We start from the raw sequence: 19226 nt of genomic DNA, 5'->3' as shown, positions 1-19226 counted from the left end.
TATTTATGCAAAAAAAGCTGATTCCGTTAAGCATTCTTATTATAATACTGGGGCTTGTTGCTCTGATTATCTACCTTTTGAAATCGGACAATAAAGACGAGCGTACGATTGTATCACATACTATGGTGGTGCAGCAAATCGAAGAAATGGGAAAACTGGAGGTCGTAAAGTATAACATACAAGACATGATGGAATACGAAAAAGTACGTCAGTGGTTGCCTAACTCCAAAGCAACATTGAAAATTGTAGGTGAAGTGATTGCCTGCGTAGACCTTACCATTGTAGGAGAAAACGATATTGTAACCCAAGGAGACTCTATAAGCCTGATGCTCCCCTTTCCCGAAATATGTCATTATAAAATAGATCATTCGCGATCGCGTGTATATAATATGGAGTATGGATTATGGGAAAGTGCCGAAATAGTTGAAGACGCTTACAAGAATGCGGAACAACAAATTTATCAACAGGCTCAAAATATGGGTATCGAAAAAGAAAGCCGTGAAAATACGATCAAGGTGCTTACACCTATACTTCGGGCAATGGGATTTACAAAAATATACATCGGTTTTAAATCGCCCGATAGTAGTTCAAATCCCGAACGATCAAAAATTAATCTGCATTAATATTACAGAACTGTTTAAATACATAATTAAATAGTTTTTATTTTTAACTAGCCTCATCAGATAAATGCTGCAAATAACATTCCCAATGTGGGACAGAGACTTATTTCTCTACCTCAACAGCAAACATAATCCATGGTTCGACCCTATTATGTATGCAGTCAGTACTTATACAGCCTGGATGCTGATATGTGTATCTATTATTGTATTTATGATATACCGCGACAGGATATGGGGTAAACGTGCAGCCGTTTTTATGCTCATGGGTGTTGCCATGAATAGTATTACGAATAACATTATTAAAATACTGATTATGCGTCCCCGCCCATCCAACGAACCCGATTTGCAGGATATCATTCACCAGTTAGGCGATCCCGACAATCATTACAGCTTTTTCTCGGCACATTCATCCAACTCGATATGCCTGGCATTATTCAGTACACTATACTTTAGAAACAAATACTACGGTATCGTTATCTTCGCATGGGCTATGACAGTAGCCTACAGCCGTATTTATGTAGGCAGACATTATCCGCTCGACATTATATGCGGTATCTTGTTCGGATTACTCACCGGATGGATTTCAGATTGGTTATATCAAATGTATCGCAATAAAAAAACAAGCCAGACTATTAATTAAGGGATCAACCTTATTTATACTGCAATCTCTCGAATCAGACAATGAAAAAAATAGTTATTCTCACTTTTCTACTCCTCTCTGTACTTTGTGCCAAAGCACAGAGCAGCTATAAATATGGAGTCGTCAACAGAAATAACGAGGAGATTGTACCCATAATATACGACCATATCGACAGCTTCAGAAATGGGTTTGCCAAAGTAACAAAAAAAGGGAAAGTGGGTCTTATCGACACTTCGGGAAAAGAAACCGTACCGTGCCTATATGATGAAATAAAAGATATTGAAGATGGAATGGCTGTGGTCTCAAAAGGAAACAGATACGGAGTGATAAACACGGCAAACGATACTATTATACCTATCAAAAATTTATCTGTTATCAATTATTTCAAAGGAACGTTTCTGGTGTATGACAACTATTTGTTTGGTGTGGTCGATTCGACAGGAAAAGCGACTGTACCCTTCAGCAAGTCGATAGGAGTACCCTATTCGGGAGACAACAGATACATCATAATTACTCGCATGGACAAAAGCGAGCAGAAAATTATTGACAGAAATAACAACGATGTATATTCTTTTCCGGGTTACGGAGTACGCGATCTCAACAACGGATATTTAGGTATATGGAAAAAAACAGTTTCGGATCAGGCAGCCATGTATCTGAATATAAATTCGCCGGAAACAATCGTAACATACAAAATAGTAGACATCGAAGGAAACGAGATCAATCCCTCGTTAACGATGGAGTATAATCTGGTATTTAATAATGGGCTAAGCCGAATATCCAGAGATAATAAAACAGGAGTAATAAATATAAAAGGGCAGCAGCTTATACCTTGCGAATATAGCCGGATCTACGATTTCAAGGATGGGTATGCAAAAGTAAGGCAAGACACGTCTTTTTTATATGGGCCGAATAAATACGGAATGGTCAACAATAAAGGGAAGCTTATCATCCCCTGCTTATATGATGGACTCGGAGAGGTAAAAGATGGCAAAATATTAGCTTTACTCAACCAAAAATATGGCTTTTTAAATACTTCCGGACAAACTGTAATAGCTCCTAAATACGATTTTGCACAAAATTTCGAAAATGGATATGCTATTGTTGGCAATAAAAATAAATTTGGAGTCATAGACCACAACGGAAAAGTTATTATACCTATACTTTATGACCAAATAAAAAATATAGACCCAAACTACTTTATTGCAACTCAGAACCTACAATCGGGTATTATAGATACCAAAGGGAACACGCATGTGCCATTTGTATACAAGGCATTGAACAGGTTATCGGATTCTAATTTCATAGCCGCTCAGAAAGACAAATTATGGGGCGTGATTGATATGCAAGGCAACGAAATCATACCTTTCATTTATAATGAAATAGCGTCTTATTCGGATGGTATGTTTGTCGTACAATCCTATCCAGCCAAATAAAAAGGATAAAAAGTATCAATTATAATTGTCCTAAATCAAACACCTAATCACCAATTTTTGATCGTTTTATACCTATATCCCGTTTTTTATAAAAAAAATTCTAAATTCTTCTGAACTTTTATTTTCAACTTGTGTTTTATAACTACAGAAGTTATCAAATATTTTAAAATAAAAGAATTGAAGAAAATGAAAAAGATTTATGTATTGGCAATTGCATTAGCATCAACATTATCATTTGTTGCTTGTGACGGAGCTAAAAAAGACGCAGATAAAACAGGTGCTGATGTTGAAAACACACTAGAATCGGCAGGAAACACTATTCAAACAACAGCTGACAGCCTAAGAGATGCTACAGACGCATCTGTAGACCAAGCAGGTAATAAAATCGAAGAAGGAGCTAAGGATGCAGTTGACAAAACTAAAGACGTCGCCAAAGATGCTGTTGATAAAACAAAAGATGTAGCTAAAGACGCTGCCAATAAAACAAAAGAAGTAGTAAAAGATACTAAGAAAGATGTGAAAGACGAAGCATCTAAATTAGATAAGAAATTGAAATAATTATCTCATATAGTTTACAATAAGTATAAAAGCCTTCAAGGAATTTAACCTTTAAGGCTTTTATTGTATTCGGGTTTTGTTAAAATTTCTGCTAAACAATTGTCGTAATTGCTTTGTTTATATAAGAAATGAGTATATTTGAATTAATAAACCGATTAGTATTAACACGATAAAAGAATAGAAACTATGAGGAATTTCTTATTAGGATTAGTTATAGGTGCAGGTGCTGTTTATGTGGCATCTAAACTGATAGATGATGAAAAAAGAAAGGAATTGTGCGATGAGTTTGAAAAAGCAACTGACGAAGCCCGTGAAAAAGTAAGACATGGGGTTAGATATGGCAGAGGAAAAGCTCTACGCATGGGTGTACGTGCAAGACAAGAAGTGAGAAGTGGCAAGAAGAAAATAAGCCAAGCTGCGGGTGATCTTGCAGGTAAATTATCAGAAGAATTAAGTGAATTTGAAGAAAAAGCAAAAGCTCATTCTTAAATTTATAAATTGTACAAATACAATAAAAAAATGCAAGCTCAATAATTGAACTTGCATTTTTTATTTCACAATCTAATTACTCTCTCAACCTCAACACAATTCTAAGTTAATATATTTCTGTTCTCAATTAAGAGAATTTCGTCCTTCCTCTATTTGCGGCATCATTCCTTTATCAAAAAGAAAATCACGTAAATCATTTAAAGAAGCTGTATAAACTCGGCTATCAGATGATTGGGTATACTTTGCTGTATCTCCTACAATTGCGATTCCAAACATAGCCGACTCGTCGATAACAAGTTGTGACCTTGTTGTACGTTTTTTATTCAAGAATAATATTCGAGAACAATTCTCTCCCTGCATTTCTTTTTTAGTAAAAACAGGAACCTCTGTCATATTATCATGACTTTTGTTGTAAAGATTCAACTGATACTTATATTCGTAAACGGGATATCTGGTATTTACCGCGATACTCATATCTGACGAACGAGTCACCATAAATGACGAATTATCTACATAATACCCCTCAACAGCAATATAAGTATTGCTCTTTGTTGATGATAAGACCTCCTCTAGAGGCTGTTCATAAAAATTTTGTCCAATTGCACTAAATCCGAATAAAAAGAAGAGTGCACTCCATAATACTTTCCGCATGATTTTCCTAGGTTTTTCATTAAATTTGTTAAAATCAGTATATAGTTAGTGTGCATGTATTTGATTTAACTGTATATTAGAGTATATTTTCACACGAATTCCATAAATAAAAAAGAAAAAATTATTTATTTAAATAAATTAACAAATTGATTCTTATAACATAACACAACGCAAGCCCTTGTTAATACTAACTCAGGCTTGCAAATTAACTAATTAAAAATTGTATCTTTTAACCTTTATTTTTTCGCACCGATAAAAGAAAAAGCCAAAGCTGCTTGATCGGCAGGAAGACCTGAAGGCACTGAAACCTCAATTCCCTTAGCTGTTTTTTTCCAATTTACAGCCTTACCTGTTTGTAAAAAAATCATCTTTGAACCTTTTGCCGGTTCATTAGCATTCCAGACTATGGTCTTTGGTATAGGCTTTCCTTCTTCAAGATTTGTAATTGCATAAATTGTATCACCATCTTTACTTTGTGTGAACCAAGTCGCTCCATCCCGATAGTTAGGAGTAATACGCGTATTATAAATAGCCTCCCCGTTTTTGGTAGTCCAATCACCGATTTTAATCAAGCGCTGAGTTACTTCATCAGGAAGCGTCCCATCGGGTTTGGGTCCTATTCCCAATAATAAATTACCTCCTTTAGCTACAATTTCTACTAAAGTATGAATAACCGCAGCAGGCGATTTATACTGATCGGTAGGAGTATACCCCCAATCCCAACCTAAGGTAATGCAGCTTTCCCACGGATTATCGAGTTGCATATCGGGAATACCGCGTTCGGGTGTCTGATAATTTTCGAATTCGCCGGGTACTGTACGATCTACGACCAACAATCCGGGCTGATAACTGCGAGCCATGGCGGCAATCTTAGGCATATCTATATCTTGTGAACCTTTGTATGCACGACCTTGACGGGCAGCGTCTCCCTCACGGGCAGGACGTACCCAACCGCCATCCAGCCAAAGAATATCTATGTTTCCATAATCACCATTCATTAGTTCTTGAATTTGATTATAAGAAAACTCTTTAAATTTATTCCAACGCCACTTATTATTCTCTATATTATAATTAACGTTTCTGGTAGGGGTTGCATATCTGTCCCACCAATAATATTGACAATGCCAGTCGGGTTTAGAATAATATGCACCTATCATATATCCTTCGTTACGAAATGCATTGAAGACTTCTTTAGCTACATTACGGCGTGGATCATTCTTGAAAGCTCCGTTTGCTATCGAAAAATCGGTTTGTTTAGTATCAAACATATTAAATCCATCGTGATGCTTGGTGGTAAATACCGCGTACTTCATACCGGCTTGTTTACCGGCCTTTGCCCATGAGGCTGGATCTAGTTTTGTGGGATTAAATTCATTGATAACATTCCAGTACTTACGTTTATAAGCATCATATGCAATGGTACTGTCGCGAGGAATCCAATCTTCTTCTTCGGCACATATCGACCAAGATTCTACAATTCCCATTTGAGAATATAATCCATAATGAATAAGCATACCGAATTTTTGATCCTGCCATTTATCGAGCTTTTCTAAAACTTTAGCATCAGTAGGAGCCGTATACGTCTCTGATCTGCCATGTGCATATGTTTGGGCTGAAGCCGTAGATACTGCAAGTGCAGAAAGTAGGAAGAGGGATAAAACTTTATTTTTCATTAATCCGTAATATTTAAGGTCTCAGACCTATTAAGTTATTGAGAGTATCTAATGATTTATTTCTGTATTTTAGAGATATGCCAAATATCATTCGCCACTAAAAGCAAAAGCCAGTGCAGGCTGATTGGACGGAAGCCCCGATGGTACTGAAACTTCTATACCTTGTGATGTCTTTTTCCAATTGACAGCCTTACCTGTTTGCAAAAATATCACTTTCGAACCTTTCGCCGGCTCGTTTCCTTTCCATACAACAGTCTTAGGCATAGCTTTTCCTTCTTCAAGACAATGTATGGCATACATCTTCTTTCCGTCTTTATTTTGAGTAAACCAAGTTGATCCGTCATTATATATAGGAGTAATTCGCGTATTATATATTGCCTCTCCGTTTTTGGCAGTCCACTCCCCTATCTCAGACAGACGTTTTGATACCTCAGCCGGCAATGTCCCATCAGGAGCAGGTCCTACTCCCAATAATAAATTACCACCCTTGGCTACAATTTCACTCAGAATGGCTATCACCTTATAGTTACTTTTATATCTGTCATTTTTCACAAAGCCCCATGCTCCACCCAGCGTAATGCAACTTTCCCATGGATTACTCAATTGTTGTTTAGGGATACCGTTTTCGGGTGTCTGATAATTTTCGAATTCACCCGATACAGTTCTGTCTACGACCAACAATCCGGGCTGATAACTGCGAGCCATCGCTGCAATTTTAGGCATATCTATATCTTGCGAACCTCTGTAAAAATCGCCTTCGAGTCCTGCATCACCTTTTTTCGAAGGACGCACCCATCCGCCATCGAGCCAAAGAATATCCATACTGCCATAATCGCCATTCATCAATTCTTCGATCTGATTATAGGTATACTCTTTGAATTTATTCCATCTCCACGGATTTGCATCGATACTGTAACTTGGGTTACGGTCGGGCGTCGAATACCTGTCCCACCAATAATATTGCGAGTGCCAATCGGGTTTAGAATAATATGCACCGATCATATACCCTTCGTTGCGAAATGCATTAAAAACTTCTTTGGCTACATTCTTACGGGCATCATTTTTAAAAGGCCCGTTGGCAATCGAGAAATCGCTGTACTTTGTATCGAACATATTAAAGCCATCGTGATGCTTTGTTGTAAATACAACATACTTCATTCCGGCTTCCTTTCCCGATTTTGCCCATGAGGCAGGATCCAGTTTGGTAGGATTAAATCGATCGATGGTTGCCCAATAACGTTGTTTGTATTCATCATAAGTAATGGTAGAATCGCGATTAATCCAATCTTCGGCACACAGAGTCCACGACTCAACTATCCCCAATTCAGAATACAGCCCGTAATGAATAAGCATTCCAAACTTCTGATCTTGCCACTTATCTAGCTTTTCCAATACTTTGGCATCTTTGGGATATGTGTATGTCTCAGATTTTTCATGCACAAAAGTCTGTGCCCATGCCGAAGACAAAGTAGTTACCGACAAAAAGAGGGTCAATAAGGTTTTGTTTTTCATTTAATTAAATAAAATATTATAAAATAAAAGTATAAAAATCCGACGTTTGTCGCTAAACAAATATAATTATATATATTATTTATAGCAAATTAGATGTTGAAAACATTATTAATTGAGCTGATTATTAATAAATTATTATAACAAATAATATATTTCCCTTTATTGTTATATTTTTTTCACAAAATAGTTGATCTTTCTTAGTTTTTTATATTACATTTGCAGTCGAAAAGGTAATTATTCACGGATTTTCGTCAAAAAAACAGAAGAAAAAAATGAAAAAGATTGTTATGATCGCTTTTGTTGCTGCAGCTACATTGTCATTCGCTGCTTGTAACACTAAAACTGAAGGTGCTCAAGGTAGTGATGTTGATTCTACTCAAGTAGAAACTCCAGCTGTTGATACAGTTGCAGTTGCTGACACTAGCGTTCTTGGAAAATACGAAGCATTAGTAAACCAAGCTCTTCCTTTAGTAGAAAAAGTACAAAAAGGTGATGCTGCTGCTTCTGCAGAGTATGCTAAAATTGCTCAAGAAATCGCTAACTTAGGTCAAGATCTTCAAAAAGAACTTGCAACTATGACTCCAGAGCAAGCTGCTAAATTTGCTGAACTAGGCAAAAAATTTGCTGAAGCTGCTCAAGCTGGTACTCCTGCAAAAAAATAAGGAATACCCCTTAGCTAAGTTGTTTTAAACAAAAGCAAAAAAGACAAACCCTTTAGATTTCTAGAGGGTTTTTTAGTGTGCCTATATCTCAATTCGTTCAAGTGATTTGAGTATCAATAAAAAAATAGCTGTTGCAATGCAACAGCTATTTCCTTTATAAACTAAAGACTAAAATTAGAATTTAAATCCGTATCCCAAAGCTAAAGTAAAGCAATCTGCATCGCTAAACGTGTATTTAAGTTCGATATTGGCAAAACGGTTTCCACCCAATTCGTAACTACCACCGGCTCCTAAGTTGAAACCCCAATCGGTGAAACTGGTAGAACCAAATTTCACACCATTGATTGTATTTCCAGAGAATCTTCCATTCTGCATAGCGATACCTGCTAATGGATATACTGAGATATTCTCTGCTACATTATCGAACACATAGTGTACATTTAGATTCACATCCAATCCTGTAACCTTGTCCTTTGGAAATATAAACATAACATCTGGAGCCAAACGTATTTTATCAGCTATCACATATCTACCTTGAGCTCCGATAAGAAAACGCCCCGGATCTGACTGCACTCCGATATTTCCAACAAGAGACTTTTCTCCTTTTTCACTTTGAGCAAATGCTCCTAATGTACTGGCAACAAGTGCCACTGTCAATAATAATTTTTTCATAAATTTTAAATACGTGTGTAAAATATTCACCGACAAAGCTATGCAAAATATACGAAATAACAACAGATATACATGATAATTGCAACAAAAAAGAGGATACATCAAAAGAGAGACGGGACACAGAATACGTAGAATTTACAGGTTGCAGACAATTGCTAAATAACTAAATTTTCGCCCACCTTTCCTGTTATACCTTCCTGATCAATTTCAATTTAGCACTATTCTTCCCCATAGGATCATACCCTTCAATGGCAGCAATATAATACAAATCGCCATTTAGTTTGACCAATTTACTTCCATCCATCTGCTCATACTCATCAGGGCTTAAATAGCACTCCACACAAGTGTAATTACTATCATCGGTTGCAATAATATTAAAGTAAGTGGTCAATATCGAATTCGGATTATTATAATAATCTAATGTTAGAATATTCTCGCGACTCACACCCGATTGTAAATGAGGTAACAATAGATTTGTTTGCTCATCATTATTGTTCCATATTATTCCCACATTATAAAGCTCATCACTCTTGTACCAAAAGCGTTGTGAATAATTGGTATAAAGCTTCTTTACCATCTGTGCATAATCCTCACTGCCTTCGTTCCATATTTCCTTATTTGTAATTACAGGCAATTCCAGTTCTATTGTCCCCATAACATCTTCGCCCTCACCATCTCTGCCTGTAACGATATCTTTAGTTATATTCTTAAACCAATTGTATGAAAAATTAGAGGTTTGGGGAACTACCTGACCGTCCAGATTTCCGGTAAAAAAACTACCTCCACCGTCTTTATTACCGGCATCTGCTTTTACGTATCCCTCTTCTTCTTCATTTATTTTGAAGCCGATCTTAAATTCGGAGGGTAACCCCAATGGCTCATTGGTACGCCGGGCAATGCTTGCTTTATTGTCCAGATCGATTAACGAAGGTATAGAAACCGCATGTTTTGATTGCTTTACATTCAATTCGAACTTACCGTCTTCGGGCTGAGTTAGTTGAAGATTAAAAGCTTTACAGAAATTATCGAGCCATTCGTCAATCTTCTGTTCAGATGGAAGAAATTTAAAAAGATTTATGTAATCTTTCTTGAAGTCCGAAGAATCATTCCAATTCATTGGAACTGTACCCGTGCCTTTATTATTGACCGTTATCCATTCAGGGTTAGTTCTAAAAGGCTCTACATCAAGCGTAAAATCTATATCATGAACCATCCATCCCTCATTGCCTTTGCTATGACCGCTTGATGTTACGCTTGCCAAGGTCAGATGTTCCCCCTTATCCAGCCATACAATTTGATTCAGTTTCCCTTTACCGGTCATACTATCTATATTTTCAATACGGTTGGGAGCATCCTTCACGATAACGTTAAAAAGATTAGTCAAGCTATCAGCCTCAACACTCTCCGATTCTTTATCGGGGTCTGTGCCCTGTATCTTCTTATATCCCGGTGAATGAATGGCTGAGTAGATTTTATTTTTCTGCGAGAATTTATTATCCCAGCTCCATCCATGCTTGATAGCCATTATACGATTATACCTGTATTCGAACGGAGTATCTAAATCTTCCTCCAGTGGATTAGGGGCTAATTCTTTATCGTAATAGTAGGGTTTAATTTCACCATTGGTAATTTTTGATTTGCCATATTCTCCCCATCGAAAACCTGACACCAATTTCATATTTTGCAACGGATCTATCATTTGGATACAATTACCATCGAAAACGCCTTCATTACAACCTCCGGGAACAGGAAAATAGCGGGTCATCTTACTGTCGTTATTTTGTGGCAGATTGTCCCGATAAAGGGTAGCATCAAATTTCAGATCATCAATATCAAAACTGCCTTCACCAAAATCTCTCAGAAGTTTTACCTCATAGCGGCTATTGGTAAAATCATTCCGCTTCACTTCCTCATAAGGTGTATTAAATGGATTATTTCCACCAATATACTTATATCCGTTATCCGACTCGGTAAAAGGATTGTTTCTAACCTTCAGATCAACTTCCAATTGTATTTTATACAAACCCGATTGAGGTATGGTTATATGAATGTTTTTACGATCTTCTTTAAATTTATCAACTTTAGTCGAAGATTCAAAAACATTGGTTCCTCCATCTTTAATATACTCTATATCTATCATCGAGCTACCGAACAGATTAGCTGTATAGAAATGATTCCATCGCCCTCCATCGTCATTTCGGTGAAAATAGTGTTCAAATGTCTTTGTATTGTTTTCGTCTTTTTTGAAATTCGTCCAGCTTCCTTTTATTCTAAACTTACCTAAATGTCCCCAATTCCATTCCTGCTGATAATTTGTTTGATTTTGATACGACATATATAAATTAGCCAGACGGGCATCGTCAAAAGCATTCCCTCCTATATGATATTTATTGCCTTCTCCATCTTTGTAATAATTAAAGATATTCTTAATGGCCTCCAGACAGTTTATGGATGGTGGGAAATCCTGAATACCCAAACGCACGTATTTATCCCAATGGGTTTTGCCCGAATAATTCCCTTCTCCATCTTTCGGCACTTTGGGCAATAAGCCGTACAAAACCAGTGGAAAGATACATGCAGGGCGACCTTTGTCGGAATTGTATTTATTCAGCATATCAACCATTGCCAGAGATCGTCCCTCATTCTGGGGATCGCTTAGATCGAGTTTCCACTCGCCCTCTATTTCAGTCATCTTTTTATCACCAAAAATGTCTTTTATAGTCTTCTTGACAGGCACAACCAAGTTGCCTTTATAGCTTCCATCGATGTCTATTTGACTGATTTTGAATTGTCCGTCAAAAATACGGATACTATCAACATAGAGTTGAGCTGTATAGATGTGATTGAATTTATTTTTGACTTCTTCGACATTGGCATACCCGAATATAGCATCGTTTGCAGGAGTCGAGGGAATGGTTATCGAATAGCTGTATTGTGCATCTTTGGTGTTAAGTTCGGAGGGATTGATCAGTACCCGATTGAGGCGGACACCTAATTTTTCAGGGCTTTGAATGTCGCAAAGCTTCTTATTAATGTAAAGTTCTATATTAGTCATAATATGTGTATTAAAGTCTGTGTATTGTTTATCTGAATGAGTAGTTCAATATATATGTTCTTTTATTCCTAACGCACCCTATCGGGTTTGTTTTTCATTTTGCCTTGATGCAAAACGAAACAAAAGATCAAGACTGTGCCTTTTGCCCGACCCGCTACGGACTCGAAAGCTAAAACAAAAGAAAAACATTTATTATTGAAATCCTCTTGTTTCTTAACACTTTCTTCATCCTGCGGATACCCCGTGCAACTGGCAAGGTCGGCGAACCTGACGGTCAAAAGCGATTTACGTGCGTCAGCCCAAGTGCATCAGTGGTGCAGCCGTTGGCTGATAAGCGAAGCGGGCGTAAAACTAAACGTGGCGAAAGGCAGTAGGTTTAGTTTAGCCTGCATGCTTTAGTCAGACAGGCGAGCCACGCAGCACAAAGCCTTTTTGATTCCTTTTGTGGCTTTGGGCAAAAGGAATACAAGCAATCTCTGATTGCGCGTAGAAAAACAAATAATTTAAAAGAACATTTATTTTCAACCAATGATTGACATTGTTTATATCTTAGTATTGAATGTATCTGTATAATGATATTTCATCTCTACCTGGTACAGCTCGTCTGTCGAATTGTATTTCAGCGACATATCATCTATCAGGATATATCGTTTTGTACTAAGTTCATACACGGCGGGCGAAGCACTCATTTGTCTCAACCACTCTACATTTTCTTTTGTGATGGGCGACGTTTGCACTATTTTCTGCTCTTGTACACTTTTCATGGCTACCGATTCTATTTCGGACTGTATCGCAAAATCGGGCTGTAAAGTTTTATAAATGGTGGTAGATGCACTTTTAAACTCAGACGAAAAACCACCTCCAAAATTCATGGTATCCCATCCTCCTAATTGATTGAGGAATACAAAATCATTCACCTCGTTAAGTACTTCGGGAAGTATACGGAAAGAAAGTGGCGTCGAAATAATTATCTCGGGTTCATCAATACCTAACGATTTGCTCTTATTCCATCTGCACAAGGAGACATCTATCCGTCCTACTGTTTTGCCATTGTACATGGGCAAAAACTGATCGAGTTGAAGCAATGCTGTATTTACTTTGCTGAAACTACTTTCCGGCTGCCCCCGTTCGATATGAGTCTTTATGAGGGTTCCCGATTGTGTATAAAGCTTGTAATGCAATCCGATAAACGGCAGCGGATTATCTCCCCCTACAGGTCTGGTCGCCATCCGATGGTATTTATGTATGAAGTTGAAATATTGCTTTTGCCCTTTGATATGTGTGCGGATGAAATTGGTTGTTAAAGGTTTTACCTTAGTAAATTCACCTGCATAAAAGTCCTGCGAAAAATCGAGAATATAGGAATCTCCGGATTCATCTTTTTCTAAATTGATCGGATTCAATGTATAATTATATCCGTTCAAAGCATAGAGTGGAGACGAATAGTAAAAAGGCTCATGAATTGCACCGTCTGTACGTTTAGCTATAAAACGATAATCGGTCATCGTATCGGCATTACTCCACAGTTTAAAATGGGGGTCTTTCTCATCCAACTCCAATTCGGTAAGAAAAGCGGAGGAATAGGCAACCTTTTTACTGAGCAATGTACTAAGATCAAACCACAATGGCTTTCCGAAATACGACTTAGAAAGTGTAGTCAGATAATTACCCATATGAGAGGGTGCATCGGTACTACCTGGAAAAACCTGATGATCGGTATATACATCCAAATCAATCCGATAGGCTCCTGTTCCAAAGTCGATGGTATCGGCAGATACTGTGGACGATATATCCACCTCATTAATAACAAAATGAGGTCCTGTGATTTCAACTTTCAAGGCTCGATTTGGCGACTTTATAAAGCAATTATAATCGCCTAAAGTAATATCCAGATGCGAGAGCAGGGCACTATCTTTCTTTAATACCGAGACAATATTCGCCATACTAGCCTTATAGCTTTCACCAAAAGTTTCGTAAGCAGCAATTGGTATAAGCAAATAAGTATTGTCATTAGCTTTAAGAGGGTCAAGTGTCCCATTCCACTTACGCTCATATATCGTATCAGATCCTTGCGTAATTTTAATATTCAACCACCCCATTCGCTCTACAATATCTTCGGATGTTGCTATCATATAAAAATCAAGGGCATACTGATAGTAAGGGCTATATGTAGTATAACTAACCCCGATAGAAACCCCATTATCAATAAGTTCAAACTGATATTGAGAATCGTATCCTTTCGCTACAATATACAGTATATTATTTTCGATTATATCGCCATCCTCATTTAGCTCCGTCCCTACAGATATGTCAAAATTGTTTTCTAGAAAAGGATTCTTGAACAAACACTCTTTTATGTTCTGTGTTATCAGCTTGATAGCTTCTCTTTGTGACAATAGACGCCCTCCTTCGAGACTCGATTTGGAAGGTATATAGAAAATAGTATCGGAAACTTTCTTTTTATCATAAGTTCCGTAAAATGAATATATGGCTCCGCTCTGTTTTTCTACTATCTTGAAACTGTAATTATCACGTGCATCCCATTCCTGCCCTACAAAAGTATAGGTATCGAGCACCTCAATACTCCCTTTCATTTTCTGACAGTTTGCAGTATTGCCTTTACTACTAAATACTACAAAGTTCGGATTATTTGCCAATGCGATTTCGGAGGGTTCGACTACCGAAGCGATCTCTTTATTACAATAATATCCCATGCTTTATCTCTTTTATTGAATAGATAAAAAAGACATGACGGTAGCATATATCAAAAAGGAGCACCTCTTTGAAAAGATACTCCCTAACAGTAAAACAGAAACTAAAGACACAAACCTCTTTACGGCTCTTACTCTTTATGTTTTTTTTCGTTCTTTTGCTCTATAAGATAAGCTGCTAATAAGCCCAATCCGCCAAATAATGAAACGCTTGCCAGATAGATTATAGCCACCGAATCGGAGATATTATTCTGCACATTCCAGTCATAACTCGCAAATGCAGGCTGCATAGAACTTGTAAGCGAAAATTCCATAAAGAAACCGACAAGAAGCCCCAGCCCTACCCCAACCAACAATAAACTGGCTCGAAGCGGCCAAGATGAAGGCAGTTTTACTTCCGGCCTATTCAACAACGGCAGGCTGAATTTATTGGCAAAGACCGATGGATCGACATTATTTTGCAATTTATCGATGATAGACATTCTTTCTTTCCGGCGGACAAATAATTCAAATAAACGGTATATACCTAAGGTAATAATACCGACAACAAAAATAGGGACTAATACATTTTGCATATTCTATACTTTTTATTCGTTAAACATTTCCTTGTTTGCCTATTTTGACGCAGCACATTCCGAAAGGTTACAAACTTAAGCAAGTAAATAAAAAAAATCGTATTAAGTAAAAGAAAATAATTCATGATCCGCATCAATAGTTCTTTTGTTACTAACTCCCCTATCGGGTTTGTTTCTCATTTTGATCTTATACAAACAATGTTCGACGAAGCGAAAACAAGTTCAAAAGGAATACAAGTAGCCTATCATTACGCCCAGTAGAATACTAATTCTGCTAGTTTATATTTCACAATAGTGCGATACTGAATCATTTTAATGACAGAATTAACGAAGTGAAGTAGGTCTTTTATTTTTTTTGGAATTTTTCTGATTAGATTTGTAACCAATGTGACACCAATACGTCATATAGGCATGACAGGTTTTGATGACATACATTATGTTCGTTTAGTCAAGGATGGTGATACAAATGCTTTTGTTCATATTGTACGCCGTTATCAGAGAATGGTATTTACCATTGTCAGCAAAATCGTCATCAATACAGAGGATGCGGAGGATATTACGCAAGAGATCTTTATAAAGATATATCAATCGTTGAGCAAATTCAGGGGCGATTCCGAATTTTCGACATGGCTCTATCGCATAGCCTACAACACCGCCATAACGGAGGTAAGGAAAACAAAAAGAGAATTTATTTCTTTTGAGGATATGGCCGAAAAAATACCCGATCACGATATAGCCGATCACATCGAAGAATCGAGTTCCGAAGAGAGGTTACAGTATCTGGATCTTGTTCTTAAGCAGCTCAACCCCGAAGATGCTTTTCTGATTACGCTTTTTTATCTCAACAACCACAGTGTGCAAGATATAAGCCAGATAGCCAACTTGAGTGCATCCAATGTAAAAGTAAAGTTACACCGTATACGGAAATTTATGAACTCAGAAATAAATAAACTCATATCAAAATGAAAAAGCAAGAAAAAGACAATTTAAGGAGCTTATTTCAAGATATGGAATTAAGCTCACCTCCCAAAGGTTTCGAAGATCGTTTGATGCAACAAATACATCAGGTTGCCGCGAAAAAGGAGGCGAAAAATACAGTAAGAAGTAAAATATATACGATAGTTTCGATAGCTCTCGGAATGGCAGGCATGATTGCTTTGCCACTCATTATATTTTATTTTATGACAGGAAATATCGGTTTCGAATTGCCTGCTATACAATTGAATTACAGCCTGCCCCATTTATTTAAGGCAGATATCAATCCGTTAGCAGTATTACTGCCATCGGTTATACTGATATTACTGATGGGAGATACACTTATCAGAAAACATTTATCGGATAAGAAGCACCACAATTATTGAGCTTACAACGGAAAAAACAAATAGGTTTAAAACCTCAATTAGAAGTAAAAAAGTTAGCCAAGTGTGTATTAACCAATGTCACATAATCGGGATTGTCAATAGCAGTATATTTTCCGGATGTGTTGTTATTTAAATGTGCCGTTATCTCTTCGTGTGTGTATATATTCTCAGTTTGTCTTATGTAATCTATTCTCGATAAAAGTTCCAGTCCAAGGGATGAATAAAACCCCGATAAAAATTCTGTTGTCTTTTGGGCAATCTCTTTATAAGATTTATTTTCGGGCAAATTCAAGTATTCTTGTACTTTCTTTCCCGTAGACATGTTTAAATTTAACTCTTGGAATGGGTTTTCATTTAACGAATCGTATTCGCTAATATAACTTCCATTCAGATATTTCAGTACCTGCTTTATTTTTCCGGAATAAGGTCCGTAAAAGTTAGAGCTAAATTCAAGTTTGAATTGTCCGTCTGCACCGAATCTTTGTAAAAAATAAACAATCTTTTCGGCTGCAAATTCCGAGATAAACTCACCCTCATTTACCATATCGAATAGTACATGAAGCATCATCGCACGTGCCGAGGTCAGTTGGGGTTGTTCTTTTTCGAAGACAGCCTCAACTTCATCATTGGGTTGATAAACAGTGATTTCGCAATCTAAATCCGAGAGATATTCCTCTATCAAATCTTTCACTTTACCCCATTGCAAACCGCCATTACCGGCACCTAAGGCAGGGAGACTGACCGATTGAAGCGAACGTTCTTTTATCAGTTTAACCAATTCGATAAGCCCAAAACGGATATAATTATATTCGGAAGGATCCCGCCAATGATCTTTCGTAGGAAAATTTATGATTATCTTTCGTCCTGTCAGAAGATTTTCTTCTTCAAACACTAAGAGTTTGCCAATTGTTAAAGTTTTGTTGTCACATGCATTTTTGTAAATTTTGAAATTATTAGGAAAGTACTTTTTAAACTGCAGGGCAATACCTTTCCCCATTACCCCCACAGTGTTCACAGTATTCACTATCGCTTGAGAATTACTCTCAAACAGATTCCCGCACACATATTTTATCATATATCAAAAATAATATCCTGGCTCAACCCGTATCTTGTCGTCGTCAATGCCCGATACATATAGTTTATCCTTTACACTTGGACTATAAACTATATACTCGGTAATACAAGTAGCCGGCAAATCGGCACCAATCAAAAATTCGGCTTCCTTACGCCTTCTTATGTCAGTGTTATCACTGCCGCCCCAGTTGTTGTCTATTATCGCCTCCATGTCTAATAAACTTCTGATCTTTCGAATCTTGGAACTATCATAAAAATAGCTCAACTTGCTGAAAGCATGTCCGTTCGTAAACCAGAATTCTAATTCGGCATCAATAACCTGTTGTATTGTTGTTACACAGTAAACGATGCGTCTCGGATCAACCGGTTCTGTCCCATACCCTTTTTGTATTGCATAAAGCATAGGCATTCGGGGAGCAAAATGAAACGGAATATAATCAGTTAAGGGACGTCCGCTCGGAAGCAGACGTTCTTTTCGTTTATCAATAATAGCACTATTGCCAATAGGTACAAAGTTTTCATTCCTGTCGGGAGATGAAATATGTGTTATTCCTTTTTCGGCAATATGCTGAATGTTATCAAAATGAGTGACTCTAAATAATGGAGTCTTATCTAAACGTAAACGAGCCAATTCTATTATTATTACTTTGGCAACAAAGATAAATCAATTTTAGATAAAAAAGCTCCTTCATTATCTAAATTGAAGTCGTTTTTACTCAAAAAACAATTCACCGAAAAACGATGGTTGATGAAAACTCGGTTTAGGAGTTTCGATCTTAGTCCACGAAACAAAATGTGGTGTAGATAGGCTATCGCCGCATTTATAGAAATTACCTTTTGCATGCAAACCGTCGAAGCTTGCGATATTACTTTCCCAGAAAGCAGTACGAGGAATAACAAGAGTCAATGTCCAATCGAAATTACCTATTTCTTTTCCCCTGTTCGCAATGCCTAAGCTTGGTTGTCTCAAGATAGACTGCATGGTTGTCTCAGAAGCATGTACAGCTTTTTCGCCAAATTTACGATAACCCAACAATGCTTTGCCGATACAAGTAAACTCAGCATTGTAATAATGTTGGTTATCAAACGAAAGAAACATTTCAACGCACGAATCTGTCCATACTTCGCCGTTATCCTTTGTTACCGCTGCCAAAATCTCGTTCTCTTTCACCCTGTATTGCAATAAGATATTTTCGCCATTATGAGCAATGGTAAATGTCACATCGGGCTTAGACGGATATGTATCCGGCCAGTTGATTGTTTCTATCTTATTGACGGATAAAGCTTCTAGTCGCTGAGCCACCAGATTTATATCCGTAGTATCTATTGATATTTTAGGTACTGTTATTTTTTTCATTCTCAAATTTAGCAATTTATATTTTCATCAGTAGGGACGAAAAATCTTTCGCCCCTCCGGTAACTTCAGTAAAAGTAACTATTAAATGATACATTTTAAAGTCAGAACTATCTATCGCTTTTTTACTTGCCAAAGCAATAAATAGTTCTGCGAACTTCATATAGAATAAATAGACTTTTC

At 37.1% G+C, this 19226-nt stretch carries 19 protein-coding genes; 8 read left to right on the top strand and 11 right to left on the bottom strand.

The window, feature by feature from the left end:
* Positions 1-5: 5 nt before the first annotated feature.
* The 5 genes from G7051_RS12280 (at position 6) to G7051_RS12260 (ending at position 3743) form a co-directional block, all read left to right on the top strand.
* Positions 6-623 (top strand): DUF4230 domain-containing protein, encoded by a 618-nt coding sequence (locus G7051_RS12280; protein ID WP_166200679.1) that lies wholly within the window; start codon positions 6-8, stop codon positions 621-623.
* A 64-nt stretch (positions 624-687) separates the two neighbouring features.
* Positions 688-1260 (top strand): phosphatase PAP2 family protein, encoded by a 573-nt coding sequence (locus G7051_RS12275; RefSeq protein ID WP_166200677.1) that lies wholly within the window; start codon positions 688-690, stop codon positions 1258-1260.
* 41 nt (positions 1261-1301) lie between these two features.
* The gene (locus G7051_RS12270; RefSeq protein WP_166200675.1) at positions 1302-2696 is read left to right on the top strand and encodes a WG repeat-containing protein; all 1395 of its coding nucleotides are present in this window, start codon (positions 1302-1304) and stop codon (positions 2694-2696) included.
* Positions 2697-2882: 186 nt separating this feature from the next.
* Positions 2883-3254, top strand: coding sequence for a hypothetical protein (locus G7051_RS12265; protein ID WP_166200673.1), 372 nt, complete (start codon positions 2883-2885; stop codon positions 3252-3254).
* 186 nt (positions 3255-3440) lie between these two features.
* Entirely contained in the window at positions 3441-3743 is a 303-nt protein-coding gene (locus tag G7051_RS12260) for a hypothetical protein (RefSeq protein WP_166200671.1), read from the top strand.
* A gap of 123 nt (positions 3744-3866) precedes the next feature.
* Here the strand turns inward: G7051_RS12260 and G7051_RS12255 are convergent, their stop codons facing one another.
* The 3 genes from G7051_RS12255 to G7051_RS12245 all read right to left on the bottom strand — a co-directional run bounded on the left by G7051_RS12255 (position 3867) and on the right by G7051_RS12245 (position 7579).
* Positions 3867-4394: a hypothetical protein gene (locus G7051_RS12255; protein WP_166200669.1), complete on the bottom strand. Its 528-nt coding sequence runs from the start codon at positions 4392-4394 to the stop codon at positions 3867-3869.
* 236 nt (positions 4395-4630) lie between these two features.
* Positions 4631-6067, bottom strand: coding sequence for an alpha-L-fucosidase (locus G7051_RS12250; RefSeq protein WP_166200667.1), 1437 nt, complete (start codon positions 6065-6067; stop codon positions 4631-4633).
* Positions 6068-6154: 87 nt separating this feature from the next.
* Positions 6155-7579 carry an alpha-L-fucosidase gene (locus G7051_RS12245; protein ID WP_166200665.1) on the bottom strand — a complete coding sequence of 475 codons (1425 nt, stop codon included), beginning with the start codon at positions 7577-7579 and terminating at the stop codon, positions 6155-6157.
* 272 nt (positions 7580-7851) lie between these two features.
* On the opposite strand from G7051_RS12245, the gene G7051_RS12240 reads away from it, so the two are divergent.
* Positions 7852-8241 (top strand): hypothetical protein, encoded by a 390-nt coding sequence (locus G7051_RS12240; protein ID WP_166197536.1) that lies wholly within the window; start codon positions 7852-7854, stop codon positions 8239-8241.
* A 174-nt stretch (positions 8242-8415) separates the two neighbouring features.
* Here G7051_RS12240 and G7051_RS12235 read toward each other — a convergent pair whose 3' ends face one another.
* The 4 genes from G7051_RS12235 to G7051_RS12220 all read right to left on the bottom strand — a co-directional run bounded on the left by G7051_RS12235 (position 8416) and on the right by G7051_RS12220 (position 15254).
* Positions 8416-8913 carry an outer membrane protein gene (locus tag G7051_RS12235; protein ID WP_166200663.1) on the bottom strand — a complete coding sequence of 166 codons (498 nt, stop codon included), beginning with the start codon at positions 8911-8913 and terminating at the stop codon, positions 8416-8418.
* A 187-nt stretch (positions 8914-9100) separates the two neighbouring features.
* Positions 9101-11968, bottom strand: coding sequence for a hypothetical protein (locus tag G7051_RS12230; protein WP_166200661.1), 2868 nt, complete (start codon positions 11966-11968; stop codon positions 9101-9103).
* Between the two features lie 542 nt (positions 11969-12510).
* Entirely contained in the window at positions 12511-14682 is a 2172-nt protein-coding gene (locus G7051_RS12225; RefSeq protein WP_166200659.1) for a hypothetical protein, read from the bottom strand.
* Positions 14683-14810: 128 nt separating this feature from the next.
* Complete coding sequence (locus G7051_RS12220) at positions 14811-15254, bottom strand: DUF6249 domain-containing protein (RefSeq protein ID WP_166115648.1); 444 nt, start codon at positions 15252-15254, stop codon at positions 14811-14813.
* Positions 15255-15641: 387 nt separating this feature from the next.
* Between G7051_RS12220 and G7051_RS12215 the strand changes: the two genes are divergently transcribed.
* Both G7051_RS12215 and G7051_RS12210 read left to right on the top strand, forming a co-directional pair.
* Positions 15642-16220 (top strand): RNA polymerase sigma factor, encoded by a 579-nt coding sequence (locus tag G7051_RS12215; RefSeq protein ID WP_255493212.1) that lies wholly within the window; start codon positions 15642-15644, stop codon positions 16218-16220.
* Positions 16217-16615, top strand: a complete 399-nt coding sequence (locus tag G7051_RS12210) for a hypothetical protein (RefSeq protein WP_166200657.1) — start codon at positions 16217-16219, stop codon at positions 16613-16615. The genes G7051_RS12215 and G7051_RS12210 overlap by 4 nt, the downstream gene beginning before the upstream one ends.
* A 34-nt stretch (positions 16616-16649) precedes the next feature.
* Here the strand turns inward: G7051_RS12210 and G7051_RS12205 are convergent, their stop codons facing one another.
* The 4 genes from G7051_RS12205 to G7051_RS12190 all read right to left on the bottom strand — a co-directional run bounded on the left by G7051_RS12205 (position 16650) and on the right by G7051_RS12190 (position 19206).
* Positions 16650-17690 (bottom strand): macro domain-containing protein, encoded by a 1041-nt coding sequence (locus G7051_RS12205; protein WP_166200655.1) that lies wholly within the window; start codon positions 17688-17690, stop codon positions 16650-16652.
* Positions 17691-17693: 3 nt separating this feature from the next.
* Positions 17694-18320, bottom strand: coding sequence for a DUF4433 domain-containing protein (locus tag G7051_RS12200; protein ID WP_166115615.1), 627 nt, complete (start codon positions 18318-18320; stop codon positions 17694-17696).
* Positions 18321-18401: 81 nt separating this feature from the next.
* Entirely contained in the window at positions 18402-19046 is a 645-nt protein-coding gene (locus G7051_RS12195; RefSeq protein WP_166200653.1) for a carbohydrate-binding family 9-like protein, read from the bottom strand.
* A 16-nt stretch (positions 19047-19062) separates the two neighbouring features.
* On the bottom strand, positions 19063-19206 hold the full coding sequence (locus G7051_RS12190) for a hypothetical protein (protein WP_166115619.1): 144 nt from the start codon (positions 19204-19206) through the stop codon (positions 19063-19065).
* Between the last annotated feature and the right edge of the window lie 20 nt (positions 19207-19226).

The organism is Dysgonomonas sp. HDW5B (genome assembly GCF_011299335.1).
Classification (GTDB): Bacteria; Bacteroidota; Bacteroidia; order Bacteroidales; family Dysgonomonadaceae; genus Dysgonomonas_A.
This window is presented reverse-complemented; position numbering and strand designations above follow the sequence as displayed.